The 24,164-nt window shown below is 64.9% G+C and carries 26 protein-coding genes and 2 tRNA genes; 17 read left to right on the forward strand and 11 right to left on the reverse strand.

Going from position 1 to position 24,164, the window contains the following annotated elements:
* Window positions 1-21 precede the first annotated feature (21 nt).
* The 5 genes from hemW to BN948_RS00740 are packed head-to-tail and all read right to left on the reverse strand — an operon-like array spanning window position 22 to window position 4,516.
* Window positions 22-1,242: a radical SAM family heme chaperone HemW gene (hemW, locus tag BN948_RS00720; protein ID WP_009519952.1), complete on the reverse strand. Its 1,221-nt coding sequence runs from the start codon at window positions 1,240-1,242 to the stop codon at window positions 22-24.
* Complete coding sequence (gene rdgB / locus BN948_RS00725) at window positions 1,239-1,850, reverse strand: RdgB/HAM1 family non-canonical purine NTP pyrophosphatase (protein ID WP_009519951.1); 612 nt, start codon at window positions 1,848-1,850, stop codon at window positions 1,239-1,241. The genes hemW and rdgB overlap by 4 nt, the downstream gene beginning before the upstream one ends.
* Window positions 1,847-2,575, reverse strand: coding sequence for a ribonuclease PH (gene rph / locus BN948_RS00730; protein WP_009519950.1), 729 nt, complete (start codon window positions 2,573-2,575; stop codon window positions 1,847-1,849). Before rph ends, rdgB begins: the two co-directional genes overlap by 4 nt.
* A gap of 31 nt (window positions 2,576-2,606) precedes the next feature.
* Window positions 2,607-3,509, reverse strand: coding sequence for a PP2C family protein-serine/threonine phosphatase (locus BN948_RS00735; protein ID WP_009519949.1), 903 nt, complete (start codon window positions 3,507-3,509; stop codon window positions 2,607-2,609).
* Window positions 3,506-4,516, reverse strand: coding sequence for a serine/threonine protein kinase (locus BN948_RS00740; RefSeq protein WP_009519948.1), 1,011 nt, complete (start codon window positions 4,514-4,516; stop codon window positions 3,506-3,508). Before BN948_RS00740 ends, BN948_RS00735 begins: the two co-directional genes overlap by 4 nt.
* A 59-nt stretch (window positions 4,517-4,575) precedes the next feature.
* Here BN948_RS00740 and BN948_RS00745 point away from each other — a divergent pair, with 59 nt between their 5' ends.
* The 4 genes from BN948_RS00745 (at window position 4,576) to BN948_RS00760 (ending at window position 8,739) form a co-directional block, all read left to right on the forward strand.
* Window positions 4,576-5,487, forward strand: coding sequence for a YicC/YloC family endoribonuclease (locus tag BN948_RS00745; RefSeq protein WP_009519947.1), 912 nt, complete (start codon window positions 4,576-4,578; stop codon window positions 5,485-5,487).
* Window positions 5,488-5,494: 7 nt separating this feature from the next.
* Window positions 5,495-6,115 (forward strand): guanylate kinase, encoded by a 621-nt coding sequence (gene gmk / locus BN948_RS00750; RefSeq protein WP_009519946.1) that lies wholly within the window; start codon window positions 5,495-5,497, stop codon window positions 6,113-6,115.
* A gap of 18 nt (window positions 6,116-6,133) precedes the next feature.
* Window positions 6,134-6,337 (forward strand): DNA-directed RNA polymerase subunit omega, encoded by a 204-nt coding sequence (rpoZ, locus tag BN948_RS00755; RefSeq protein WP_009519945.1) that lies wholly within the window; start codon window positions 6,134-6,136, stop codon window positions 6,335-6,337.
* A 140-nt stretch (window positions 6,338-6,477) separates the two neighbouring features.
* Window positions 6,478-8,739, forward strand: a complete 2,262-nt coding sequence (locus BN948_RS00760; RefSeq protein ID WP_009519944.1) for a RelA/SpoT family protein — start codon at window positions 6,478-6,480, stop codon at window positions 8,737-8,739.
* Here the strand turns inward: BN948_RS00760 and greB are convergent, their stop codons facing one another.
* Complete coding sequence (greB, locus tag BN948_RS00765) at window positions 8,740-9,294, reverse strand: transcription elongation factor GreB (RefSeq protein WP_009519943.1); 555 nt, start codon at window positions 9,292-9,294, stop codon at window positions 8,740-8,742.
* 123 nt (window positions 9,295-9,417) lie between these two features.
* Between greB and BN948_RS00770 the strand changes: the two genes are divergently transcribed.
* Window positions 9,418-10,518, forward strand: a complete 1,101-nt coding sequence (locus BN948_RS00770; RefSeq protein ID WP_009519942.1) for a CaiB/BaiF CoA transferase family protein — start codon at window positions 9,418-9,420, stop codon at window positions 10,516-10,518.
* A 111-nt stretch (window positions 10,519-10,629) separates the two neighbouring features.
* Here BN948_RS00770 and BN948_RS00775 read toward each other — a convergent pair.
* Window positions 10,630-10,706: transfer RNA gene (locus BN948_RS00775), tRNA-Arg, on the reverse strand.
* 329 nt (window positions 10,707-11,035) lie between these two features.
* Between BN948_RS00775 and BN948_RS00780 the strand changes: the two genes are divergently transcribed.
* The 6 genes from BN948_RS00780 (at window position 11,036) to BN948_RS00805 (ending at window position 15,974) form a co-directional block, all read left to right on the forward strand.
* On the forward strand, window positions 11,036-12,535 hold the full coding sequence (locus BN948_RS00780; RefSeq protein ID WP_156037817.1) for a site-specific integrase: 1,500 nt from the start codon (window positions 11,036-11,038) through the stop codon (window positions 12,533-12,535).
* Between the two features lie 791 nt (window positions 12,536-13,326).
* Complete coding sequence (locus tag BN948_RS26905) at window positions 13,327-13,578, forward strand: hypothetical protein (RefSeq protein ID WP_162182735.1); 252 nt, start codon at window positions 13,327-13,329, stop codon at window positions 13,576-13,578.
* 160 nt (window positions 13,579-13,738) lie between these two features.
* Window positions 13,739-14,218, forward strand: a complete 480-nt coding sequence (locus BN948_RS00790) for a hypothetical protein (protein ID WP_035619979.1) — start codon at window positions 13,739-13,741, stop codon at window positions 14,216-14,218.
* A gap of 118 nt (window positions 14,219-14,336) precedes the next feature.
* A complete protein-coding gene (locus tag BN948_RS00795) occupies window positions 14,337-14,675 on the forward strand; it encodes a hypothetical protein (protein WP_035619981.1) in 339 nt (112 codons plus the stop codon).
* The gene (locus BN948_RS00800) at window positions 14,653-15,687 is read left to right on the forward strand and encodes a phage terminase large subunit (protein ID WP_051755888.1); all 1,035 of its coding nucleotides are present in this window, start codon (window positions 14,653-14,655) and stop codon (window positions 15,685-15,687) included. Before BN948_RS00795 ends, BN948_RS00800 begins: the two co-directional genes overlap by 23 nt.
* Before the next feature lie 20 nt (window positions 15,688-15,707).
* A complete protein-coding gene (locus BN948_RS00805; RefSeq protein WP_035619982.1) occupies window positions 15,708-15,974 on the forward strand; it encodes a hypothetical protein in 267 nt (88 codons plus the stop codon).
* A 93-nt stretch (window positions 15,975-16,067) separates the two neighbouring features.
* Here the strand turns inward: BN948_RS00805 and BN948_RS00810 are convergent, their stop codons facing one another.
* Entirely contained in the window at window positions 16,068-16,292 is a 225-nt protein-coding gene (locus tag BN948_RS00810; protein WP_035619985.1) for a hypothetical protein, read from the reverse strand.
* 58 nt (window positions 16,293-16,350) lie between these two features.
* Between BN948_RS00810 and BN948_RS00815 the strand changes: the two genes are divergently transcribed.
* The 3 genes from BN948_RS00815 (at window position 16,351) to BN948_RS00830 (ending at window position 19,000) form a co-directional block, all read left to right on the forward strand.
* Window positions 16,351-16,806: a Mu-like prophage major head subunit gpT family protein gene (locus tag BN948_RS00815; protein WP_051755892.1), complete on the forward strand. Its 456-nt coding sequence runs from the start codon at window positions 16,351-16,353 to the stop codon at window positions 16,804-16,806.
* Between the two features lie 625 nt (window positions 16,807-17,431).
* On the forward strand, window positions 17,432-17,644 hold the full coding sequence (locus tag BN948_RS26910; RefSeq protein ID WP_035619991.1) for a hypothetical protein: 213 nt from the start codon (window positions 17,432-17,434) through the stop codon (window positions 17,642-17,644).
* Window positions 17,645-17,974: 330 nt separating this feature from the next.
* Entirely contained in the window at window positions 17,975-19,000 is a 1,026-nt protein-coding gene (locus BN948_RS00830; protein ID WP_156037818.1) for a DNA adenine methylase, read from the forward strand.
* On the opposite strand, the gene BN948_RS25420 is transcribed toward BN948_RS00830, so the two are convergent.
* Window positions 18,987-20,012 (reverse strand): NotI family restriction endonuclease, encoded by a 1,026-nt coding sequence (locus BN948_RS25420; RefSeq protein ID WP_081921845.1) that lies wholly within the window; start codon window positions 20,010-20,012, stop codon window positions 18,987-18,989. The genes BN948_RS00830 and BN948_RS25420 overlap by 14 nt on opposite strands.
* 100 nt (window positions 20,013-20,112) lie before the next feature.
* Here BN948_RS25420 and BN948_RS00840 point away from each other — a divergent pair, with 100 nt between their 5' ends.
* Window positions 20,113-20,556 (forward strand): hypothetical protein, encoded by a 444-nt coding sequence (locus tag BN948_RS00840; RefSeq protein WP_035619994.1) that lies wholly within the window; start codon window positions 20,113-20,115, stop codon window positions 20,554-20,556.
* 235 nt (window positions 20,557-20,791) lie between these two features.
* A complete protein-coding gene (locus tag BN948_RS00850; protein ID WP_035620000.1) occupies window positions 20,792-21,037 on the forward strand; it encodes a hypothetical protein in 246 nt (81 codons plus the stop codon).
* Window positions 21,038-21,810: 773 nt separating this feature from the next.
* On the opposite strand, the gene BN948_RS00855 is transcribed toward BN948_RS00850, so the two are convergent.
* Together BN948_RS00855 and hrcA are read right to left on the reverse strand one after the other, a co-directional pair.
* A tRNA-Ile gene (locus BN948_RS00855) sits at window positions 21,811-21,887 on the reverse strand.
* A gap of 257 nt (window positions 21,888-22,144) precedes the next feature.
* Window positions 22,145-23,155, reverse strand: coding sequence for a heat-inducible transcriptional repressor HrcA (gene hrcA / locus BN948_RS00860; protein WP_035620003.1), 1,011 nt, complete (start codon window positions 23,153-23,155; stop codon window positions 22,145-22,147).
* 89 nt (window positions 23,156-23,244) lie between these two features.
* On the opposite strand from hrcA, the gene BN948_RS00865 reads away from it, so the two are divergent.
* Entirely contained in the window at window positions 23,245-24,162 is a 918-nt protein-coding gene (locus tag BN948_RS00865) for an NAD kinase (RefSeq protein ID WP_009519911.1), read from the forward strand.
* The last annotated feature ends 2 nt before the right edge of the window (window positions 24,163-24,164 follow it).

The following is a 24,164-nucleotide window of genomic DNA, read 5'->3' on the forward strand; positions in this document are numbered from 1 at the left end:
GGCCCGCCGCGCAGGCGTTTGTCAGCCAGGCAAGAACAGCGACTGCAGGTCGCTCAGGAAGTCGAAGCCGCGTTCGGTCGGGCGCACCTGGCGAGCGTCGCGCTCGATCAGGCCTTTCGCTTCGGCCTCGCGCAAGGCCGTGTCGATGCTGGACAGCGGCAGACCGGTGCTGGCCATGAAGTCGGCCAGGGCGAAGCCTTCGCGCAGGCGCAGCGCGTTGAGCATGAATTCGAAGGGCAGTTGCGCGCGCGGCACCTCGTCCATGCTGGCCACGGCGTCGCCGGCCAGGGCGCGTTCCATGTACAGGCGCGGTTCGCGCACACGCACCGGGCGCGCGATGCGGTGCGCGAAACTGAGCTTGCCATGGGCACCCGCGCCGATGCCGAGGTAGTCGCCAAAACGCCAGTAGTTGAGGTTGTGCCGGCAGGCGTGGCCCGGCCGCGCATAAGCCGACACCTCGTAGCGCTGCAGACCCGATTCGCCGGTGATCGCCGTGATGCGGTCCAGCATCTCGTAGGCCTCGTCGTCGCTGGGCAGGCGGGGCGGGAACTTGGCGAAGTAGGTGTTGGGTTCCAGCGTGAGGTGGTAGACCGACAGGTGCGGCGGCGCGAAGGACAGCGCGGTGCGCAGGTCGGCCTCGCACTGCGCGAGCGTCTGGCCCGGCAGGGCGTACATCAGGTCGAGATTGAAGGTGTCGAACACCTGCGCCGCCTCTTCCAGCGCGGCGCGCGCCTGCGCACCGTTGTGCACCCGACCCAGGGCCTTGAGCTGCGCGTCGTCGAAGCTCTGCACGCCGATCGACAGCCGCGTGACGCCGGCCTGGCGGAAGGCGCGGAAGCGGTCCTTCTCGAAGGTGCCGGGGTTGGCTTCCAGCGTGATCTCGGCGTCGGCCTCCAGCGGCAGGCGCGCGCGCACGTCGGCGAGCAGGCGGTCGATGGCCTCGGGCGAGAATAGACTGGGCGTGCCGCCGCCGATGAACACGCTGTGCACCGGCCGGCCCCACACCAGGGGCAGCGATGCCTCGAGATCGGCGCGCAAAGCGTCGAGGTAGCGCGCCTCGGGCATGTCCTCGCCTGGCGCGGCCGTGGCGCTCCACTCATGCGAATTGAAGTCGCAGTAGGGGCACTTCTTCAGACACCAAGGCAGGTGGATGTAGAGCGACAGCTGCGGCAGCGCGGCGAGCTGCAGCGTGCCCGGGCGCATCCAGTGGCGCGGGTCGCGGCTGATGGTCGGTTCGCTCATGCCGCGGGCGAGAACCAGCGCTCGCGCATGAGTTCCAGCATGGCGCGCGCGGCCTGGCCCCGGTGGCTGTGCCGGTTCTTCACCTCGGGGTCGAGCTGGGCGAAGGTCTGGCCCAGCGCGGGGATGAACATCACGGGGTCGAAGCCGAAGCCCCGGTCGCCCACGCGCTCGCGCGTGATGAGGCCGGGCGCGCGACCCGTGGCCACGAGCGGTTCGGGGTCGTCGGCGTGGCGCAAGGCCACCAGGGTGCTGACCAGCGCGGCACGGCGGTCACCCACGTCGCGCATCTGTTCGAGCAGCGCGGTGACGTTGTGGTCGTCGCCCTTGGGGTAGCCGTGCTGCGTCGCGTAGTAGGCGGTGTCCACGCCGGGCAGGCCACCGAAGGCTTCCACGCACAGGCCAGCGTCGTCGGCCACGGCCGGCAGACCGCTTTCGCGCGCGGCGTGGCGGGCCTTGGCCAGCGCGTTCTCGATGAAGGTGCAATGCGGCTCGGGCGCCTCGGGAATGCCCAGGTCGGCCTGGCGCACGAGTTGCACGCCCAGCGGCGCGAACAGCGTCTGCAGCTCGGCCAGTTTGCCCGCGTTGTTGGACGCCAGGACCAGCTTCATGCGCTGAGCGCGGCCTTTTGCAGGGCCACCAGTTCGGCGATGCCCTTTTCAGCCAGCACCAGCAACTGATCCATCTCGGCGCGCGTGAAGGCCACGCCCTCGGCCGTGCCCTGCACCTCCACGTAGTGCCCGGCACCGGTCATCACCACATTCATGTCGGTGTCGCAGGTGGAGTCTTCCACGTACTCCAGGTCGAGCAGCGGCGTGCCGTCGAGGATGCCCACGGAAATCGCGGCGACGTGGTCCCTGATCGGCGAGGCCGTGAGTTTGCCCGCGGCCATCAGGCGGCTCACGGCGTCTTGCGCGGCCACGAAGGCGCCGGTGATGGCGGCCGTGCGGGTGCCGCCATCGGCCTGCAGCACGTCGCAATCGAGTGAGATGGAGCGTTCGCCGAGTGCTTTCAGGTCGAACACCGCGCGCAACGAGCGGCCGATAAGGCGCTGGATCTCCTGCGTGCGCCCGCTCTGCTTGCCTTTGGCGGCCTCGCGGTCACTGCGGGTGTGGGTGGCGCGCGGCAGCATGCCGTACTCGGCCGTCACCCAGCCTTCGCCGCTGCCGCGCTTGTGCGGGGGCACTTTCTCTTCCACCGACGCGGTGCACAGCACCTTGGTGTTGCCGAACTCGATGAGCACCGAGCCTTCGGCGTGCATGGTGTAGCCACGGGTGATGCGCACCGGGCGCAGGGCGTTGGTGGCCCGCTGGCCCGGACGTTGGACAGCCGTCATGGGAAAACCTCAAAACAAGGGGAAACGAAGCTCAGGCGTTGCGCGCGGCCGCCGTGCGGGCGATCGCCGCGTTGATCTCGGCGATCGATTTTTCGATGGCCGCGTCGTCCAGGTCTTCGATGGTGGGGTCGGGCACGCCCGACTGGATCGTGGAGGCGAACACGCCGTCCTCGATGTCTTCGGTGGAAACGCGCGTGGTCTGGTACTCGTCGGCGGTTTCCCACTCCATGGCGAGCACGGTCACGTTGTCGCAGCGTTGGCCGCCGCGGCGCAGCGCGGTTTCCACAAGATCGGGCACGGCCTGCTCCAGCGGGCGCGTGGACAGCTCGTTGACGATCTCGTCGTCTTCGACCGTTCCCCACAGGCCGTCGGAGCACAGCAGCACGCGATCGCCTTGCATGAGCTGCACGGGGCCGGACAGGTCATAGACCGGTTTGGCCGGCGAGCCCAGGCAGGTGAAAAGGATGTTGCGGTTGATGTGCTCTGTGTTGCGGCCCAGGTGCGCCTGCTGCTCCATGTAGGAGTGATCGCGCGTGCGCGTGAGCAGCTCGTTGTCGCGCACCACGTACAGGCGCGAATCGCCGCAGTGCACCCAGTGGATGTGGCCGCGCTCCATGACGGCCGCCACCAGCGTGGTGCGCGGCGTGTCGAGCATGCCCTTCTCGGCGGCGTAGCGGATGATCTGGTGGTGCGCGGCCATGAGCGCGCTGGAGAGGAATTCGGGCACCTCGCGCACCGTGGGGTTGGCCGCCTTCTGGAAGTAGGCCGACAGCGTCTGCAGCGCGAGTTGCGCGGCCATGGCGCCTTCGGGGTGGCCACCCATGCCGTCGGCCAGCACGAACAGGCCGGACTCGCGTGTGTAGGCGTAGCCCATGCGGTCTTCGTTGCGCTCGCGACCGCCTTGTCGGCTGATCTGGTAGACCGAGAATTTCATCGGAATTTGGTGCCCACGTCGGTGGACTTGCGCAGCATTGACTTCTGTTTGTCGGAGACGATGTTGTCGAACTGCAGGCGCATCTTCTCGGCCACGGTGAGCTTGGTGTAGCTGCGCTCGGTTTCGCGGCTGAGTTCCTTCTGCAGCGCGAAGACCGATTGCGGGCGCGAGAGCGGGTCGAGCGACATGCACCACTCGACCACTTCGATCAGGTTGTCGGAGTACACCCCGCGCAGGCGCGACAGGGCCAGCGAGAGGCGGTCCTTCTCGAGGCGCTGCGGCGCGTCGTTGGGCGGGTAGCCCTGCATGCTGGCGTAGATGCACGCGCCGATGGCATAAATGTCCGTCCAGGGGCCCATGGACGAATCGCGGCGGTACATCTCTGGCGCGGCGAAGCCGGGTGTGTACATGGGACGGATGAAGTTGCCCTCTTTGCTCAGCACCTCGCGCGCGGCGCCGAAGTCGATCAGCACGGCGCGGTTGTCGTCGGTGACGAAGATGTTCGCGGGCTTGATGTCCAGGTGCAGCATCTTGTGCTGGTGAACGATGCGCAGGCCTCGCAGCACCTCGTCATAAAGCGAGCGGATGGTGGATTCGCGGAAGACCTTCTGCTTCTTCAATTCGCGCGCGGTGATGATGAACTCCTGCAGGGACGAGCCCTCCAGGTAGTTCATGACCATGTAGACGGTTTCGTTCTCGCGGAAGAAGTTGAGCACGCTCACCACCGACTGGTGGGAGATCTGCGCGAGCGCACGCCCCTCTTCGAAGAAGCTCTTGAGGCCCAGGCGATAGAGCGAGAGTTTTTCGGGCTGCACCTGCGGCAGCAGCTCGCCGGGGCCGCGCGAGGCCAGCGACGAGGGGAGGTATTCCTTGACGGCGACCTGTTGACCTTCGGTGTCGACCGCGAGGTACACGACGCCAAACCCGCCGGCGGCCAGCTTTCGAACGATTCGGTAGCCACCGATGACCGTGTCGGGTGGCAGAGGAGCGGGTTTGACCTTTGACATAATTCGACCGGTTTCCGAAACGCCCCGTTTTGGACCTCCAATACCACCGGCCCAGAGCGATGGCAGTTTACAGCATGACCGGCTACGCCTCGGCCCAGCGAAACGCTGGCGCGGAGCCGGCCGCAGCGGATTCCGGCCCGTCCGTCGGTGTCGAAATCCGCTCGGTCAACAGCCGCTTCCTCGACCTCAGCTTCAAGCTGCCCGACGACCTGCGCGCGAGCGAACCGGCCCTGCGCGAGCGCTTCACGCAGAAACTCAAGCGCGGCAAGGTCGAACTGCGTGCCTGGATCGAGGCCTCGTCCGATCAGGTGCCGCGCGCCCCGGGCAGCGCCGAACTGCAGCGCCTGCTCGCCGCGCAGGACGCCGTTCGCACCTGGTTGCCCCAGGCCCAGCCGCTGTCGGTGGCCGAGGTGCTGGGCCTGGTCGAGCGCCGCAGCGCCCCGTCGGCCGACCTGCACGAGCGCATCACCGAACTGCTCGACACCGCATTGGAGCAACTGCTGGACGCGCGCGCGCGGGAAGGCGCGCGGCTGGCCAGCATGCTGCTCGATCGCGTGGGTCAGTTGCGCACCCTGACCGATACGGCGCAGCCCCTCATTCCCGAACTCGTGGCGCAGCAGCGCCAGCGCTTCCTCGACCGTTGGCAGGAAGCGCTGGGCGCCGATGCCTCGGGCACCGTGGCCGGCAGCGAGGCCGCACGCGACCGCGCCTTGACCGAAGCCACGGCCTTCGCCATCCGCATCGACGTGGCGGAAGAGCTCACTCGACTGCGCTCCCACCTCGACGAGATCGAGCGCCTGCTGCAGCGAGGCGGCGAGGTCGGCAAGCGCCTGGATTTCCTGATCCAGGAGCTGCACCGCGAAGCCAACACCCTGGGCTCGAAGTCGTCGAGCCTGGACCTCACCCGCGTCTCGGTGGACATGAAAGTGCTCATCGAGCAGATGCGCGAGCAGGTGCAGAACCTGGAATGAGACCCTGATGCAGTACCCCGGCAATCTGTTCGTCGTGGCCGCGCCCAGTGGGGCGGGCAAATCCAGCCTGGTGAAGGCGCTGATGGAGCTCGACGCCCGTGTGCAGCCCTCCGTGTCGCACACCACCCGCCCGCCACGCGGGCAGGAAGTCCACGGCCGCGAGTACTACTTCGTGAGCCAGGAAACCTTCGACCAGATGATCGCCCAGGACGCCTTCCTGGAATGGGCGCAGGTCCACGGCAACCGCTACGGCACCTCGAAGACGGCGATCGAGCAGCGCATGAAGCAAGGCGCCGACGTGGTGCTGGAGATCGACTATCAGGGCGCGATTCAGGTCAAGCGCATCTTCCCCAACGCGGTGCTGATCTTCATTCTGCCGCCCAGTTGGGAAGAGTTGCGCTCCCGCCTGGAGCGCCGCGCAGAGGACACCGCCGACGTGATCGACCTGCGCCTGCGCAATGCCGCCACCGAGATGGCCTACGCCAGGGAATTCGACTTCGTTATAATCAACGAGTTATTCGAGCGGGCCCTGTTTGATCTCAAGGCCATCGTTCACGCCCAGCGCCTGAAGTACGCGGCGCAACGCAGCGCCAGAAGCGATACCTTCGAAGCGCTCGACATCCCCTGACACAGCCCGGAGCCCGCCATGGCACGCATCACCGTCGAAGACTGCCTGGAGCAGATCCCCAACCGTTTTCAGCTCGTGCTGGCCGCGACCTACCGTGCGCGCATGCTCAGCCAGGGCCATGCCCCCAAGATCGAGAGCAAGAACAAGCCGGGCGTGACCGCCCTGCGCGAAATCGCCGAAGGCAAGGTCGGCCTGGAGATGCTCAAGAAAGTGCCGACCTGAGCCGGTCCGTCGCCCCCTCCCCACAAAAGACACCGCCTGACGGTGTCTTTTTGTTTCTGAGAGCCCCGATTCCGGCCTGAGACCAGGGCCTAGGCCTGTGACCCAAAGCGGTGCATGCCGTCAGGCGCTACAGTTGCAGGATGACGCCCACCGTCGACGGCACCCTGGCGGCCAGCCCGCCCGACGCGGCCACTGCGGCCGCGAGCGCAGCTGCGGCCAGTTTTGCCGCACTGCTGGGCAAGCTCGACTACCTCGGCCCCACGGACATCGAGCACATCCGCCAGGCCTATCGATTCGCTGACGAGGCCCACCTGGGGCAGTTGCGCAAGAACGGCGATCCCTACATCACCCACCCCATTGCCGTGGCCGCGCAGTGCGCGGAATGGAAGCTCGATGCTCAGGCCCTCATGGCGGCGCTGATGCACGACGCCATCGAAGACTGCGGCGTGACCAAGCAGGAGTTGGTGGAGCGCTTCGGCGCGCCGGTGGCCGAACTGGTCGACGGGCTGACCAAGCTCGAGCGGCTGGAGTTCACCTCCCGCGAGCAGAACCAGGCCGAGTCCTTCCGCAAGATGCTGCTGGCCATGGCCAAGGACGTGCGGGTCATCCTGATCAAGCTGGCCGACCGCACGCACAACATGCGGACCATGGCCGACATGCCACGCAACAAGTGGCAACGCATCAGCTCCGAAACGCTGGAGATCTACGCCCCGATCGCCCACCGCCTGGGCCTGAACTTCACCTACCGCGAACTACAGGACCTGGCCTTCCGTTTCCTGCACCCCTGGCGCTACGAGGTGTTGTCCAAGGCGCTGAACAAGGCCCGCAACCGACGGCGCGACCTCATCGCGCGCGTGCAGCAGGAGGTCGAGGCCGCGTTCGGCCGGCACAAGCTCGGGGTGCGCATGATGGGCCGCGAGAAGACGCTGTACTTCATCTACCGCAAGATGGACAGCAAGCACCTCTCCTTCGCCCAGGTCACCGACATCTACGGCTTTCGCCTCGTGGTGCCGGACCTGACCGATTGCTATACCGCACTGGGCGTGCTGCACCAACTCTACAAGCCCCTGCCGGGCAAGTTCCGCGACTACGTCGCCATTCCCAAGGTCAACGGCTACCAGTCGCTGCACACCACGCTGGTCGGCCCCTTCGGCACCAACATCGAATTCCAGGTGCGCACGCACGCCATGGACGTGGTGGCCGAGTCGGGCGTGGCCGCCCACTGGCTTTACAAGGCCAACGAGCCTGGCAGCGACATGTCGCAGCGCCTGGGCACCCAGTGGCTGCAGTCCTTGCTGGACATCCAGCAGGAGACGCACGATGCCAGCGAGTTCTGGGACCACATCAAGATCGACCTCTTCCCCGACGCGGTCTACGTCTTCACGCCCAAAAGCAAGATCCTCGCGCTGCCGCGCGGCGCCACGGTGGTCGACTTCGCGTACGCGATCCACAGCGACATCGGCCAACGTACGGTGGCCGCGCGCATCAACGGCGAACAACGCCCTCTGAGATCCGAACTCGCCAACGGCGACGTGGTCGAAGTGATCACCGACGAGAAGGCCGAACCCAACCCGACCTGGCTGTCCTTCGTCAAGACGGGCCGCGCGCGCTCCAAGATCCGCCACCACCTCAAGACCGTGGCGCAGGCGAAATCCCTGGAACTGGGCGAGCGCATGCTCAGCCAGGCCTTGCGCTCCGAGGGCATCGCGCAACTGCCGGGCGAAGACGGCGACCATGGCACCGTGTGGGACAAGCTGCTGCGCTTCACCGGCAACAAGAGCCGCGGCGAGCTGCTGTCCGACATCGGCATGGGCCGGCGCATCGCCAGCATGGTGGGCAAAAAGCTGGCGGTGCTGCTGGCGGAAACCGGGCTCAAGCCCGACGCGGTGCTGATCAGCACCGAGCGCTACGCCGCCGGCCAGGACGACGGCACGCTGCAAGGTGTGGTCACGCTCGACGGCAGCGAAGGCCTATCGGTTCAGTACGCCCCCTGTTGCAAGCCCATTCCCGGCGACCGCATCGTGGGCTACCTGGGCCGCGGCGAAGGCCTGGTGGTGCACGCAGAGGATTGCCCCACCGCGCGCCGCCTGCGCGACCGCGACGCCGAGCGTTTCCTCGAAGTCGAATGGGCCGACGAGCCGGTGCGCTCCTTCGACACCACGGTCATCGTCACGGTGGCCAACGGCAAGGGCGTGCTGGCGCGCGTGGCCTCCAGTATCGCGGCGGCCGAGGCCGACATCACCCACGTGGACATGGGCGACGAGCCCGCGCAAACCGCCACGGACATCCGCTTCTCGGTGTCGGTGCGCGACCGCCAGCACCTGGCCGACGTGCTGCGCAGCCTCAAGCGCACACCCTCCGTCATCAAGGCGCAGCGTTACAAGGCCGCCGCCAAGGCCTGATCAGGCGCCGGGCGCCGGGTAGCTCACCTCGAGCACTTCCAGTTCCTGCGCGCCGCCCGGCACCGCGAGCTTCACCACATCGCCCACGCGGGCCTTGAGCAGGGCCCGCGACACGGGCGCCACCCAGCTCACCTGACCCTGGGCGCTGTCGGCCTCGTCGGTGCCCATGATGGTGATGGTGGTCTCTCGCCCCGACTCGTCGGCGTAGGTGACGGTGGCGCCGAAGAACACCTGGTCGCTGCCGTGATGCGCGGACGGATCGACCACCTCGGCGATTTCCAGGCGCTTGGTGAGAAAGCGGATGCGCCGATCGATCTCGCGCAGGCGCTTCTTGCCGTAGAGGTAATCGCCGTTTTCCGAGCGGTCGCCGTTCTTGGCGGCCCAGTGCACGGCCTCCACCACCTTCGGCCGCTCCTCATCCATCAGGTCCAGCAGTTCACGGCGCAGGCGCTCGTAGCCGGTGCGCGTGACGTAGTTCTTTCCGCCGGGTGCCGCCGGCACGGCGGCGTCTTCGTCGTCCTCGTGATCGGACTCGCGAGTAAAAGCCTTGCTCATCGTTGGTCGCCGCCTCGTAGGCGTTTCAGCAGGCGATCCTAACCCGCCCGCTCGGCGCTGTCCGTTACCCTTGGCTGGAGCTGAGCGAGGAACCAACGCCGCGCCCACACAAGGACGACCGACATGACCTCTGACACGAAGGGCGCCGGCCCCCTCGCCGGCCTGCGCGTCGCCGAGTTCGCCGGCATCGGGCCCGGCCCGTTCGCCTGCATGCTCCTGTCGGACATGGGCGCGGACGTGGTCACCATCGATCGCCCGACGCGCAAGCCGACGGACCGAGGCAACGTCACCGGGCGGGGCCGCACCGTGGTGACGGCCGACCTGAAGGACCCCTCGGCGCGCGAGACAGTGTTCGCGCTGCTGGAGAAAGCCGACGTGCTGGTCGAGGGCTTTCGCCCCGGCGTGATGGAACGGCTCGGCCTAGGACCCGACGCGGTGCTCGCGCGCAACCCGCGCCTCATCTACGGCCGCATGACCGGCTGGGGCCAGCACGGACCTCTTGCGCAGGCGGCCGGGCACGACCTGAACTACATCTCCATCACGGGTGCGGCACACGCCATCGGTCCTGCCAACGGCGCGCCGGTGCCGCCGCTCAACCTCGTTGGCGACTACGGCGGCGGCAGCCTGTACCTGCTGGTGGGCATCCTCGCCGCGCTGCACGAGGCCGGCAGCTCCGGCCGGGGCCAGGTGGTCGACGCCGCCATCACCGACGGCACCATCAGCCTCATGGCCAACTTCGTCGGTCACGCGGTGCGCGGCAACTTCCGCGAGCAACGCGGCAGCAACATGCTGGATGGTGGCGCACCCTACTACGGCGCCTACGAAACAGCCGATGGCCGACACGTAAGCATCGGCCCCATCGAGCCGCAGTTCTTCGCTGAGCTATGCGAGCGCATCGGCGTGAACGACGGCCTGCGCGACGCACAGAACGACCGCGCGCGCTGGCCCGAACTGCGCGCCGAGTTGGAGCACATCTTCCGGGGCGAGACACAGGCCGAATGGACGCGCCGCCTGGAAGGCACCGACGTGTGCTTCGCACCCATCCTGCCACTGTCGGAAGCGGCCCGGCACCCGCACAACGTCGCACGACAGGCCTTCATCGACATCGACGGCGTGGGCCATCCCGCCCCCGCCCCCCGGTTTTCGCGCACGCCCGGGCGCATTCAGGGCCCGGCACCGCGCGACGTGACCGACGTGGACGCCGTGCTGGAGCGATGGAAGTGACAGCGCCTGCGCCTGTGGGGAGCATCCTCAGGCTGGCCACGGCGAAGGCATCGCGCAAAGAAAAACGGGCCAGCCCTTGTGGAGCTGACCCGATTCTTTAGAACGATGTTCTGGCGCGGCTGGCAGGATTCGAACCCACGACCCCTTGGTTCGTAGCCAAGTACTCTATCCAACTGAGCTACAGCCGCGAAGCCTCGCAGTATAGCAGGCTTTTTTGGTAGGCCGTGTTGGGCTTGAACCAACGACCAAAGGATTATGAGGCTACTGTTCCTACGCCCACCATTCTGTTCACTTCAAGGACTCGGGCGGAATGCTCTGCAAGTACTTGATTTGATTCAGCTTGATGCTCCAAACCGGATACGTTACGTCGGCAAGCAGCTATCAGCGGTCCTACTTTCCGTGGAAAGCCGTGCGATTCGGTCTTTATACTGCGGAAAGGTCACGGAAAGCATATCACGACCGCGGAAAGCAGGTGCACAAGGGTGCGCACGCGGTCAAACACACACAGGAGGAACAGATGGCAGACACCTTCAAGTCAGTCGTCGACATCATGGGCATCGAGCCGCCCACTGCTCGCCCATCACGCGAGGTGTGGCACGAGACACAGCCAGGCTTCGGCGTGCGGGTGATGAAGGCCAGAGCCGACGGCACCGTGCGGCGCACGTACATCAGTCGTGTCCAAGTGCTGCAGCCGGACGGCACGTTCAAAGAAGAGAAGCCCACGCTTGGGCTGGTCACGGACATAGGCAGCGGCGATGCCGTGCTCAAGTTCAAGGACGCGTCAGACTTGGCGCGCAAGCGGTTCGAAGCTGCGAAGCGCCTGAAAGCTGGCGGCTCTGTGCGCATGACCATGGGTGATGCGTACGAGAAGCTGTGCGAAGGCCTGGCCAGTCCGATGAGTGTTGACTCCCCGGACTACTCACACAAGCTGAAGTCACTGTACGAGCGCTTCCTGGCGCACCTTCGGAATCGCTACCTGGACGACCTCAAGGAAGCGTTTTGGATTGACTACTTGATGCAGCTGCGCGCCGGCACGCTGTCGGTTGGTACGGAGAAGGACGAACACGGCGACGACAAGCCCGCGCTCCGGCGTGCGCCCAGCGCGAGTTACTCGCTCGCTGTGCTCAACGCGGCCTCGAGGCTCTACAAGATTGCGCACGAGCGCAGGGGCATCGAGGGAGAGGACAAAGACTGGGACCCGACCAGGGCTGCGGTCAAGAAAATCGAAGCGCCGAACGAGAGAGACTCGTTCATCAAGTTTGAAGACCTGCCCAAAGCCTGGGCGGCAACAGACCAGCTTATGAGCCCGTGGTGGCGCGACATGTGGCGTGTCTACGTGCTCACAGGCTTGCGGGACCGGCTGGTGATGGACATGAGGTTCGAACACATCGACTTCGAGCGTGGGCTGTACTTGATTCAGCCGCTCGCACCTGGTGCAAAGAGGCGTCGCAAGAAGTTGTCCATGGACGAGCGCAAAAAGCCGATTGAGATGCCCCTGTCGATGTACGTCGTCGAGGTGTTGCGGAAGCGCAAGGAATTTGCTCCGGCGGGCCCGGCGGGTGAGTGGGTTTGGTACAGCACGGAGACCACCAGGCGCAGCAAAACCAAGGACTTGCCCAGGCTCACTGACCCCCGCGCAAGCTGGCAGCGGATGACACCGTACCTGGGGTACTGGTGCTACAAGCACGACCTGCGCCGGACATTCGCGTCCATTGGCGCGACCGTGGACCCCGCTTCAGTGCTCTCGCTGTCGCTCCTGCTGCTTCACAGCAGTAAGACGGTGTCGAAGGCCCTAGGCGTGCCGCAAATCACCGTGGATTACATCAAAGGCCAGCAGCGCAGCATGCGTGCGCTCACAGAAAAAATCACCCAGGCGGTTCTGGAGTTGGTCGGCGAGCGAGAACAGACGCAACTGACGGAGCACCTGCGCTCGTATGAGAAGCTACCGCGCACAATCGAGAGTGCGCTTGCGCTCGAAGAAAAAGCACCGGCGAAGGCTGAAGAAGTACCAGACTGACATGATTCTAGGCCCCCTCTCGGGGGCCTTTTTCTTGCGCCTGGCGGTCCGTAATGAGTCAAATCAGGAAGGGCTGAAAAGAGAAATCACCCCACCTTCTCGCGCGTTGGTGGGGTGATTTCTCTCTTTTATGTCCACCAAAGTAGGCGACGGGGAAGCGAAAAGAGAAATCACCACACCAAACCCTCTCGGAAGCCGCGGCCCTGCTGGGGGTTTTCACTCCAAGAATACATAGGCGCTCTGCATTTTTCGGAGTCCCGGTTTTTGAGGCTTCAGGACTCGATGTCGCGGGATTGGTTGGGTGAGGGGAGCCGCTTGGTAGAGGCCCAAGCGCAGCCTTGGCAACGGGAGAGGGGTGGCCTGTCCTGCCCAGGCTAAGGGCTCTACGCAGCAGCGTCAGCTACTCGTGCACAGCGACGCTTTCTCCACAGCCAAGGGCTTCAAATTGCCAGACAAGAAGCGGCGTAGCCGCCCTCTGCCTGCACACCCAATTCTCCTCACCTCTCCACGCATAGGCCCTTCACGTCACCCGACGGGCGGAGCATCTAAACCAGTGGTTTCCAGGGGGTCCGGTTGCTACACGAAGAACAACCTCACCCCACCAACTGGAGCCCACCATGCTTGTCCCCCAATCAGACACCCTCCTCCCCCTGCACTACCCTGGCCGCCGCAAAGGCCCCCCGCGCGCAGTCAAGACCCCTCACCCCCTCTCGCAAATCTCCCACGCCTTCTACCCCGGGGCTCAGATTCAGCAGCACGTCGTACCGACTGACCTCAACAGCCTGCTCTCAATGCTCGACGCCCCGCGCCCCGAGGGCCAGCGCTACATCGTGACCAGCAAGCAGTGCACCCGCACCCCCTCGGGCAAGGACCATTACCACACGACCGTCTTGGATGAGGCGTCGGGCATCTTCTACCGGGCCGGCCACCTCACCGGCATCATGAGCCTGCTGAAAGGCGTGGCCAAGCGCCGCGGGCCCGCTGTCCTGCTGCTCCGCGGCAGTGAGCGATACACCGGTCCAGCTGCAGCGTGCGAAGCCTGAAACCAAGCCCCTCTCCGCAGGGGCTTTTTCACGCCTGTTCGCAAAACCTTACCACTCGTCGGAATGTTGGCGGACCCCCTGATTTTTAAGGGGTCGTGTTGCTACACGAAGTAGGCCAGCAGCTTTTTGCTGTCCTACACAACTCATCACTGGAGACAACATGCACACCTTCCACCACACCACCCGCCACGACCCAGCCCTCTTGATGGCAGTCCTCTACCCCAAGGGCTACACGCCCCCGCCGGCAGACCCGCTCGACGACGTGCCTCGCCTGCACATCGCGCCGCTGTCTGTGCTGGACCAGGACCTCGATGAGGCCTCCGCTTACGTGGCAGCACTTTCAATCCGCGGCCGCCAGGCTGTGAGCAAAACGGGCTGCGCACACGAGGACTCAGACCGCTATTGGTCGGCCTGCGCTGACACGCACGAGACTTGCGTCGAGGCCGCCCGGCACGTGGCGTCGACGGAGCCCGTCGTGGCAGCCCTGGTGCTCGAAATCAACCGGAGAGCGCAGTCCCACCACGTCTACGGCCCTACACACCTGCGTGCCCAGGTGGATACCTGGTCGCAAAGGTGGCCAGGGCTGACGTCTTGGACGTGTTTGTGGTCAACGCTGAGGCGGTGGATGCCTGGCGGCTGACGACTTTTCTCAGAGGCGCTTCACTCGACCCCCGGCGGTACTACTACAGCGCCCAGCTGCCCAGGCTTGAGGCTCTGCCTGAGGAAGTTGAGGCCTGAACCGTGAAGAAGCCGTCGAGGTGCGGCGCCAGCAGACCGCACGGCTCGAGTCCCGCCTGAAGCAGCTGCAAAAAATCATCGATGAGTCCAAGGACCACGGTGTCATCGTGAACGCCATCGCAAAGATGGTTGCGATTGACGTTGAGACGGCCAAGCTGTGGGGTGCGTATGCGCCTGCCAAGACCGACATCACGTCGAATGGCGAGACCATGCAGGGTGCCTTCGCGGTGCCGCTCGGCGACGTCGACCCCGCAGCATGGGCCGCAGCTGCCCTTGCACAGTCTGCTGGGGAAGAAGCCGAGGCTGAGCGAGTCCTGAACGCCCGGGGCGTGCGCAATGAAGCTGCGCCCGCCGCCTGAGCCCGCGCACGTAGTCTGGAAGCCGCTGCCGAAGCAGCTTCTCGCGCTGCAATGTCCCGTTGACGACCTGCTGTTCGGTGGGTCTGTCGGCGGTGGAAAGACGGACTTCCTTCTCGGCGCCTGGGTCCAGCACGCTGCGCTCTACGGCGAGCACGCCATGGGCCTCATCGTGCGCCGCACGCTCCCGGAACTGCGCGACATCGCAAAGCGCGCTGCCCGCCTGTTCCCAAAGCTTGGCGCTGTCTTCATCAAGAGCGAGCGCCAGTGGACTTTCCCGAACGGGGCGGTTCTGCTGCTCTCGTACCTGGAGAGCGACGAGGACGCCACCCGGTACCAGGGCCAGGAGTTCACCTTCATCGGCGTTGACGAGGCCGGCGCCTTCAAGTCGCCCGCCCCCATCGACTACTTGCGCAGCCGCCTTCGCTCTGCCCAGCCTGGTGTCCGCAAGCGCCTCATCCTGACGGCTAACCCTGGCGGCCGCGGGCACAAGTGGCTGCTCGAGCGCTACGTGAAGGGGCGCACCCCGTACGTGCCGTTCGAGGCCACCGACGACGAGTCGGGCGAGGGTCTGGACTTCCAGCGCGTGTACATCCCCTCGCGCCTGACGGACAACCCTTTCCTGATGTCCGACCCGGACTACGTGAAGCGCATCCGCGGCTCAGGTCCGTCCTGGCTTGTGCGCGCGCTCCTCATGGGCGACTGGAACATCGCGATTGCCGGCAAGCTGTTCGTCCGCAGCTGGTGGCGCTACTTCAAGCCGATTCCGCCTGACACCGAGCGCCCTGCGGACTATGCCGCCAAGCACCTCGGCGTCTATCACATCGTGCAGTCCTGGGACTTTGCCGCGCGCGCCAAGGAGACCAACGACCGCAGCGTCTGCACCACCTGGGGCTGTACGCCTCGGGGGTGGCTGCTGCTCGACTGCTGGGCGGGCAGGCTCCTGTTCCCAGACCTGAAGCGCCAGGCCGTGGCTCTCGCCGACAAATGGAACTGCTACCTACACAAGGCATAGGCCACCAACAACGAAAGCACATGACCCTGCCAGCCAACCCTCTTTTCAGAATCGTCGACCAAGCGACCGGTAAGCCTGTCTTTGTCGTTCAAGCAAGTGACCGCTCTCAGGCAGACGAACGCATAGCCGTCGTTCTGTCGCTCCATCAAGACGCCCCCTGGCTAGCAGAGCCCGAGGCCTTCGACGTACAGGAGCAAAGCCCTGTCGAGCCCCTCCACTGCGCCACCTTCCTCGACGGCTACTTCTCTGTGCTCGCCGAGGCCTACTGCGGAAGGTCCACTCACTAGCCAGGCCCTCGCCTCACCCTCACCCCCCCTCATTTATGACCGCCACGGCGCGGCCTGCAGCCCCTCTCACCAGGGGCTGTTTTCTTTTCGGCTTTAGTAGCCCATGCCGCTGTCGAAGCCGCCGCCACAGTGGTATCCGTTGTCCATCGCGCTGGGGTACGCGTCATGCGACTCCGCAGGGACTTGATAGTCCGCCGCCGTGCCGTACGCGTTGTGCCAGCTGATGTCAGCCTGGCTGGCGTCGCTGGCCGGCTCCTGGGCGCAGCTGGGCGCCATTGCGATGTCGAGAATTTCAGTAAGGGTGTTCCAGAAAGACATGTTTTCTCCAGTTTGAGGGCCCATCACTCTGCCGCGCGTGCCTCGAGTTGAGAACCCCGTGTTCGCGACGCAGTCGAACATCGTCGGCAACCCTGCAGACGGCTTGACCGCCGTCCTCATCTGCACCCGCAAGCCGTTCAAGCCTTTCATCGTGCAGCCCCGCCGGGACTTCACCCTGACGGCTCAATTCGACCCCACCAACCCGACCGTGTTCAACAAGAACAAGTTCGAGTTCGGCTCTGACGGTCGCGTGGGCGTGGGCTTTGGTCCCTGGATGCTGGCTGTCGGCATCTTCGGTGAACTGACCCCGGCCAAGTACGCCGAAGCCCGCGCCAAGATGCACGGCTTCACCAGCGACGTCGGCCGCAAGCTGGGCGTCACTGGCGACGTGCTGATGGTTGGCACCGCCAGCGAAGCAGCTGCTCTGGAAATCCTGAGCGCCGACCGCACCACCGGTGGCAAGACCAACATCTGGCGTGGTACCGCTCAGATGATGCTGTACCCGTACCTGTAAGCAGGCGGTTCGCTACACATGAAAAGGGGCTGGGGCCGCGAGCCTCGGCCCCTTTCTTCTGACATCAACACTTTCCATTCCTGGAGCACTAATGCACGACGGCGCTCGCCACCTCTACCGTTTCGACAGCACCGCCGAGCAGCTGTCGAAGACCTTCGTACTGCCAGTCGCAGGGCCTGCCACCATCGTTGTGCAGCCCCCGGCTGCGGGCTCCGTCACTGTTGACCTCTCCTGCTCGAACACCTCCGACCTTGCAGCGGGCAACGGACTGTTCAGCTGGTCGCTCACTGCGGACGGAGGCTCTGGCGCATTCGATGACCCAGCGCTCGGCGGCCTTGGCGGTGATGCCTCGGTACAGACCCTGCCCGCGGGCTCTACGTTCTACACAGCCCGCGGCACAAACGGAGGCGCTCCAGCCTCGGGCGACGCCGGCGGACCGGGTGGCAGTTCACCCTTCGGCGGCGGGGGCGCTATGCCCGGCGTTGGCCAAGCAGGTGGCTCGCCCGGCGGGGGCGGCGGCGGCGCACCCAGCGGCGGTGTTGCGAACAGCGGCCCAGGTGCCGACGGCCTCGTGGTGCTGACGTATCTCGAGCCGATGGGCTGAGCCTGACGCTATCCTCTACGGATGGCTTGGCGACGCTACCCTGGCGGCATCCTTGGCTGGGTGCTCTTCATCGGCTTTCTGCCGTTGATGTGGCCCGTGCTCGCTATCGACCTTCTTTGCGGGGTGTCCTACGTCGAGCGACTACGGGACCGGCACCCCGACCTCTTCAAGCTGCTGTATGCCGGGAGTTTCCTCGCATGGGCGGTCTTTCTCTTCAGCGGCGGATTGAGTTGACCTATGGGACGACGCAAATACACACCACGGCGGCCTGGCGATACTCTTGCGGCCATCGTATTCCTGCCGGTGCTCTGGCCAGCCTGTCTGGTCTACTACCTGCTTTCGCTTGACGTGGCACTGCCACTCCAGCGGTTGAGGATTCGCTACGGGTACTGGATTGGCGACGTTCTCGCCTGGTCTGCGGTAGCCGTGTACTTCTACGTCGTTTTCAACTGGGACACGCTCACAGCGTGACGCAAAGACCACTGCACGCGCTGTGCGTCGCAGAAAGCGCTTCGTAATACAGGGGAGTCCGTCTACAATACCGTGAACGTTCACGGAGACAAAATGACGGATACAACAACCCTCGCCCGCCAAGAACGCCGCCTGGGCAGGATGGCCGAGCGAGGGCTCAAGCGCACGACCGTAGTCGTGCACGAGAAGAACGAAGCTGCTCTGGCCCAGCTGCGCCCCCACTTCGCGAACCCCGACGCGTCGCAGGCAATCACGGTTCTCGCGAACGAGGCATGCGCCCAGTTGCAGACAGTCAACGTCAGCCAAGTCCAGCAACTCTCCCCGTTCCGCTATGCAGGCGGCAAGACGTGGCTCGTCCCTGAGGTCCGAGCCTGGGTTCAAAGCCTGGGCTTCCGCCCTTCGGTGTTCGTGGAGCCTTTTGCCGGTGGGGCCATCGTCGGCCTCACGATGGCTGTGCAGAACCTTGCTGACAAAGTGGTGCTGTGTGAACTGGACCCAGACGTTTCGGCGGTCTGGAAGGTCGTTTTCGGCAAGAGCAACGCTGACGCCAAGTGGCTGTACGACCGAGTGCTTGAGGCTGACCTCACCGAGCAGTTCGTGCGCGACATCATTGAGGAGGAGCCGAAGTCGACCAAGGCGATGGCCTTCCGCACTCTCATCAAGAACCGGTGCCAACGCGGGGGCATCCTAGCCCCTGGGGCGGGCCTCGTGAAGGCCGGCGAGAACGGCAAAGGGCTGCTCTCACGCTGGTACCCCGAGACCCTCGTCAAGCGGATGACAACGCTGCGTGCCGTTCGTGCCCGGGTGGAGTTCATCGAAGGCGACGCCTTCGACGTGATTTCTGAGCACGCTGACAACCCAACGGCAGCGTTCCTAGTCGACCCGCCCTACTCACTCGGAGGCAAGAAAGCCGGCGCTCGGCTGTACCTGCACAACGTCATTGACCACGACCGCTTGTTCGAGTGGATGGCAGGTGTCGAGGGGCAGTTCCTGCTGACGTACGACGATGCCCCTGAGGTAGTCGCGCTCGCCGCTGAGCACGGGTTCGTCATCGCTCGCGTGCCGATGAAAAACACGCACCACGAGACGCTCTACGAGTTGCTCATCAAGAAAGCCTGAAGACTTTGTCCGGACGGGGAGTCTTGGGCTTGCCCTTCGCATCTTTCGGCTGCACCAAGCTGTCGACAACCTCTTCAAACTCGGCCTGTGACATAGGAGCCACGGCATCCAGCGCAGCCCTGGCAGCGTCAATGGTCGTGTAGAGCGTCTTCTTGATGGTCAGCCCTCCGTTTTCGAGGGACACGATTACGAAAATGACCTGGCAACCCTCAAGTTTGTGGCGCTGAGCGCGCGCAGGGTCAGCAGCATAGGCAACTGGAACGCCGACCTCAGCCAGTTCGGACATGTTAGACAAGACAAATTCGTCGACGATTACGACTGTCTTGCGTGATGTGCTGCTGAGATGGCGAGCCTTGCTCTCCAGCTGAGGAGCAAGCCTCTTCGGAACTGAACTCTTGTAGTCTGGGTGGCGGTAGTCTGGGGGCATCGCCATCTCACCCCCAGCGTCTACGAACGCCTTAAAGGTGCCGTCTTGGCTCTTTCCGCTCATGTAGACGGCTTGGGTTTCCACTGCGGCAAATCGCTTCGGGTTATTCCCGTCAACCAGCAGCCAGTCGATACGCCCGGCCCAGCTGGGCTCGCCGGACTTCTTCACCTTCGTCATGTTCAAGGAATAGGGCACTTCCTTGACGAGCATGACACCCTCGTCAAGCCCCAGCACAGTCTTCGCAATCGACCTCAGCACGTCCCGACTCACGAGTCTGGCTGGACAGATTGCAACCGCCTGGCCGGTGGCCTTCACTCCCGCAGCATCTGCCGCGTACCGCTGCACAGTGCACACGCCTCCAGCCTTCGAGCAACCGTACGGCGCATTGGTAAGCGCCGTTAGGTGCGGGCACTCGCGGTCAGCCTCTTTGTGAGGCTTCAACGCGTCTTGGGCGACGGCTAGCCGCTCTTCATTTGAGAGGCTGTTGACTTGCAGGCCGAACCACTCGGACGGGCCCCACTTGAAAGCGGCAACCGCCGGGGCGTCGTCTGGCAGGACATCAGGGATTTCTTGGGCGTCAGGCATCCCAGAAATGTAAACCAGCCGACTTTAGACGGCCGTTATAGACCGGTGCCTATACGAAATGTGAGCAGTCCTGCTCACGCAAACCACACCGGAGAAACCAATGCTCACCACCATCATCACCGCCATCCTCGCGGGAACCCTCGCCGGCCTCGCCGCCGCCTGGCTTGTCGTCAAGCTGAACAAACCGTTCGCCACCGGGGGATATGCCCCCGCAGGCGCCCCCTACGCGGTCGGCTCGCAGCCCATCGTCGACTACTTCTCTGCCCCTTGGGAGACGCCGGACTACTGGCTCACCGTCACCGGCGACCCCGCCACTGAGCGCGCGTTCGACACTGCAGCGGAGTGCGCTGACTACAAAGAGCGCTACGACCGGGACGGCAGCTGGACTGTGCAGCCTGCGTACCGCAGCAAGCCCGCGACCCTTGGGCAGTTGGCTGAGCGCTTGGCCGTGGCAGAGGAAGCCCTGGGCGAGGACGCTCTGGTGGCTAACCTACACCCAGCGGTGCTCGGCGGCAAGCTTGCCCAGGAAGGCGGTGCCGCATGAGTGCCGCTCTCGTTGTTCTCACCGGAGCAGCTGGGCTCTTGGCCCTCTGCTTGGTCTTCGCCTTTGCCCTGGGGCACCTGCACCTCTACTTCCTTCGCAAGCAGCGAACAGAGAGCGCATTCGCGCAGCTGGCCAGGGAGTACGACAGATACTGCCAGAGCAAGGAAGCGCTCGAGTCTCTGCTGCGCAAGTCAGGTGTTGGTGCCAGCTGCGCTGCACGGGAAGGCGGTGCAGCATGACCATCACCGAACTGATTGCAAAGCTGGAAGCCGTGCGTGCAGAGCATGGCGACTGCAGGGTGCTCACCTCGAACGGGCCCTATGGCTACCAAGATGACTTGCAGCTAGACCACGGTCTGCACATTGATTGCGGTGAGTACGTTGGATGGCGGTCACCTGACGAGATTGCAGGGTTCCGACAGCCGGAGCAGTTCGCTGACGAGACAGCCGAGTACTGCGTACGCATTCTGGGGTGGAGTTGACATCAAGCCCCTTCAGGGGGCCTTCCCCCACCCCTCAACCAAGGAGAACACTTTGACTGTTGAAGAACTACACGAACTGACTGGCCGAGCAATCGAGGGCGGCGACGGCCACCTGACCGTGATGGTTCTGTCCCCGGACGGCAAGGGCTACGCCATTTGTACGCAGGCCAAGTCCGCAACGCGGCTGCGAAGCTTGCTGCGGAGAACAACGAGGCCTGGGGTGCTCAGTGACTCGAGCACAGACCGCGCGACTGTTGCTGACGCTGTTCGTCACTGCAGTGGGCTTCGGTGCAGGAGTCCAGGCAGTGGACCGAGTGCATGCCGCCCTTGCGGGGGACGTGCGCGCCTGCTCCCCTGCGGAGGACGCAAGCAATGACCGCAACCCCGCTTCATGAGCGTTACCCCCTGCAGCGGATTCGAGTCCGCCGCGGTGGACGCACGTCCACTGTCTGCCTGGAGTGGGACCTTTACCTCAAGCTGCTCACAATGACGCCTGGTCAGAGCGGGCTGACGCTCTCGCGCATCTTTCGAGATGAAGTGAAGCGCCTAGAAGCGGCAGGAGTGACAAAGGGGTTCTCGGCTGCGGCCAGGAACGCTGTCCTGGAGCGGCTGAGGAAAGAGCAGACTCCGCGGCATTGACCGTGAGCCTCGCTGGGCAGGGAAGCTGCAGCAAGCGTGCCAAGTAGAAGGGGCCCTCTCAGGGGCCCCTTTTTCACGTCTACTGTCAACCCCAGGCAGAAAACTCGTGCTCCGGCGTGCGCGCACTTTGCAGGTGGTGGGACGGGTCGGACTTGAACCGACGGTCAACGAATTATGAGTTCGCTGCTTTAACCAACTAAGCTACCGTCCCGGTGCGAACAAGGCAACCTTTAACTGTATCACCGAGGCGCCGCCCTCGCGCACGGAAATGGTGCATCTTTAGATTACGGAAAGTATGCGGAAAGTCATGCGCTGAAATGTTTATACCGACTGCCATTTTCTTGTTCGGTGACAGGCACTTACCGCTCTCGCAGCTACCCGACAACAACAGCTTATGAGTCCTCTGCTCTGACCAACTGAGCTAACGGCCCGAGCGCGCGATTGTAGGTGGGCACCGTCCGCGGGTATCTACTTCGTGTGGCTGAGAGCGTTACTCACCAACTTGGCTGTCACGTCCACGATCTGGATCATGCGGTCATAAGGCATGCGCTGCGGGCCGATGACGCCCAGCGTGCCGACGACCTGCCCATCCACCTCGTAGGGCGCGGTCACCACCGACAGGTCCTCGAACGGCACGACCTGGCTTTCGCCGCCGATGTAGATGCGCACACCGTCGGCCTGGTTCGACACGTCGAGCAGGCGCACGAGCTGAGTCTTCTGTTCGAACAGATCGAACAGACGCCGCAGGTTGCCGAGGTCGCTGCTGAACTCGCTCACCGACAACAGGTTGCGCTCTCCGGCCACCACCACCCCGTCCTGCTCGGCGGGCTGGGCGCCGATGTCCACGGCTTGCTTCATCAGGTCGGCGATCTCCCCGCGCAGCGCGTCCAGTTCGGTGGTAAGGCGCTCGCGCACGGCCTCGATCGTGAGGCCCGCGTAATGCATGTTGAGGAAATTGGCGGCCTCCACCAGCTGCGATTGCGTGAAGTTGGCCTGGGTCTGGACGATGCGGTTCTGCACTTCGCCATCGGGCGAGACGATGATCACCAGCACGCGGCGCTCGGACAGGCTCAGGAACTCAATGTGCCGGAACACCGAACTGCGGCGCGGTGCCATTACCACGCCCACGAACTGCGACAGGCTGGACAGCAGGTGGGCGGCCTGGCTGATGACGCGTTGCGGAGACTCCACCCCCGGCACGCCGAACTCGGCGACGCGGGGCATCTCTTCGCGGCGCACGGTGAGCATGGTGTCGACGAAGAGCCGGTAGCCCCGCGCGGTGGGAATGCGGCCGGCAGAGGTGTGAGGGCTGGCGATCAGGCCCAACTCCTCCAGGTCACTCATGACGTTGCGGATGGTCGCGGGCGAGAGGTCCAGGCCGGCGGCCCGGGCCAGCGTGCGCGAGCCCACCGGTTGCCCATCGGCGATGTAGCGCTCCACCAGCGCCTTGAGCAGCAACTTCGCGCGGTCGTCCATCATCCGGATCATTCTAAGGAAAGCCTCGGCAGGCCGTGTCCAACCCGGCCGGAGCCCGCGTGGAGCGCAGCACCGTGTGATGTAATTTGCGCATGAATGCCCCGCTGGATCCCCTCGCCACGACACCCGCCGCGAAACGCCCTTTGCGCTTCGCCCACGTGGCCATCGTGGGCAAGTACCAGGCGCCGGGCGCGCGGCACGTGGTCGACGAGATCGCCCAGTTCCTGCACGCGCAGGGCTGCGAGGTGTCGCTGGAAGAGCAGACCGCGCAGAACACGGGGTTGACGGACTACCCCTCGCTCGACGTTCCCGGCATCGGCAGACACGCGCAACTGGCGCTGGTCATCGGCGGCGACGGCACGCTGCTGGGCATCGGCCGGCAGATGGCGCGCCAGGGCGTGCCGCTGGTGGGCATCAACCAGGGCCGGCTGGGCTTCATCACCGACATCGCCTTCGACGATTACCGCGAAGCCCTGTGCCCCATCCTGCGCGGCGAATACCAGGAAGAAGCCCGCGCGCTGATGGCCGCGAGCGTCTGGCGCGACGGGCAGTGCGTGTACGAAGCGACGGCCCTCAACGACGTGGTCGTCAACCGCGGCGCGGTGGCCAGCATGATCGAACTGCGCGTGGAGGTGGACGGCCGCTTCGTGGCCAACCAGCGAGCCGACGGCCTGATCATCGCGTCCCCCACCGGCTCCACGGCCTACGCCCTGTCGGCCGGCGGGCCGCTGCTGCACCCGAGCATCGGCGGCTGGGTGATGGTGCCGATCGCACCGCACACGCTGTCCAACCGCCCGGTGGTGCTGCCCGCGCATTGCGAGATCGCACTGGAGTTGGTCAATGGCCGCGACGCGAGCGCGAACTTCGACATGCAGACCTTCACAAGCCTGTTGCACGGCGACCGTATCGTGGTGAAGCGCTCGGAACACGCGCTGCGGCTGCTGCACCCGGTCGGCTGGAACTACTTCGACACGCTGCGCCGCAAGCTGCACTGGAACGAAGGTGCCTGAGT

The sequence above is a fragment of the Hydrogenophaga intermedia genome, from assembly GCF_000723405.1.
GTDB lineage: Bacteria > Pseudomonadota > Gammaproteobacteria > Burkholderiales > Burkholderiaceae_C > Hydrogenophaga > Hydrogenophaga intermedia.

Coding starts and splice junctions, on each gene's coding strand:
- hemW (WP_009519952.1), bottom strand. CDS start 1,242: ATGAGCGAACCGACCATCAGCCGCGACCCGCGCCACTGGATGCGCCCG.
- rdgB (WP_009519951.1), bottom strand. CDS start 1,850: ATGAAGCTGGTCCTGGCGTCCAACAACGCGGGCAAACTGGCCGAGCTG.
- rph (WP_009519950.1), bottom strand. CDS start 2,575: ATGACGGCTGTCCAACGTCCGGGCCAGCGGGCCACCAACGCCCTGCGC.
- BN948_RS00735 (WP_009519949.1), bottom strand. CDS start 3,509: ATGAAATTCTCGGTCTACCAGATCAGCCGACAAGGCGGTCGCGAGCGC.
- BN948_RS00740 (WP_009519948.1), bottom strand. CDS start 4,516: ATGTCAAAGGTCAAACCCGCTCCTCTGCCACCCGACACGGTCATCGGT.
- BN948_RS00745 (WP_009519947.1), top strand. CDS start 4,576: ATGGCAGTTTACAGCATGACCGGCTACGCCTCGGCCCAGCGAAACGCT.
- gmk (WP_009519946.1), top strand. CDS start 5,495: ATGCAGTACCCCGGCAATCTGTTCGTCGTGGCCGCGCCCAGTGGGGCG.
- rpoZ (WP_009519945.1), top strand. CDS start 6,134: ATGGCACGCATCACCGTCGAAGACTGCCTGGAGCAGATCCCCAACCGT.
- BN948_RS00760 (WP_009519944.1), top strand. CDS start 6,478: ATGACGCCCACCGTCGACGGCACCCTGGCGGCCAGCCCGCCCGACGCG.
- greB (WP_009519943.1), bottom strand. CDS start 9,294: ATGAGCAAGGCTTTTACTCGCGAGTCCGATCACGAGGACGACGAAGAC.
- BN948_RS00770 (WP_009519942.1), top strand. CDS start 9,418: ATGACCTCTGACACGAAGGGCGCCGGCCCCCTCGCCGGCCTGCGCGTC.
- BN948_RS00780 (WP_156037817.1), top strand. CDS start 11,036: ATGGCAGACACCTTCAAGTCAGTCGTCGACATCATGGGCATCGAGCCG.
- BN948_RS26905 (WP_162182735.1), top strand. CDS start 13,327: ATGCTCGACGCCCCGCGCCCCGAGGGCCAGCGCTACATCGTGACCAGC.
- BN948_RS00790 (WP_035619979.1), top strand. CDS start 13,739: ATGCACACCTTCCACCACACCACCCGCCACGACCCAGCCCTCTTGATG.
- BN948_RS00800 (WP_051755888.1), top strand. CDS start 14,653: ATGAAGCTGCGCCCGCCGCCTGAGCCCGCGCACGTAGTCTGGAAGCCG.
- BN948_RS00805 (WP_035619982.1), top strand. CDS start 15,708: ATGACCCTGCCAGCCAACCCTCTTTTCAGAATCGTCGACCAAGCGACC.
- BN948_RS00810 (WP_035619985.1), bottom strand. CDS start 16,292: ATGTCTTTCTGGAACACCCTTACTGAAATTCTCGACATCGCAATGGCG.
- BN948_RS26910 (WP_035619991.1), top strand. CDS start 17,432: ATGGCTTGGCGACGCTACCCTGGCGGCATCCTTGGCTGGGTGCTCTTC.
- BN948_RS00830 (WP_156037818.1), top strand. CDS start 17,975: ATGACGGATACAACAACCCTCGCCCGCCAAGAACGCCGCCTGGGCAGG.
- BN948_RS25420 (WP_081921845.1), bottom strand. CDS start 20,012: ATGCCTGACGCCCAAGAAATCCCTGATGTCCTGCCAGACGACGCCCCG.
- BN948_RS00840 (WP_035619994.1), top strand. CDS start 20,113: ATGCTCACCACCATCATCACCGCCATCCTCGCGGGAACCCTCGCCGGC.
- BN948_RS00850 (WP_035620000.1), top strand. CDS start 20,792: ATGACCATCACCGAACTGATTGCAAAGCTGGAAGCCGTGCGTGCAGAG.
- hrcA (WP_035620003.1), bottom strand. CDS start 23,155: ATGATGGACGACCGCGCGAAGTTGCTGCTCAAGGCGCTGGTGGAGCGC.
- BN948_RS00865 (WP_009519911.1), top strand. CDS start 23,245: ATGAATGCCCCGCTGGATCCCCTCGCCACGACACCCGCCGCGAAACGC.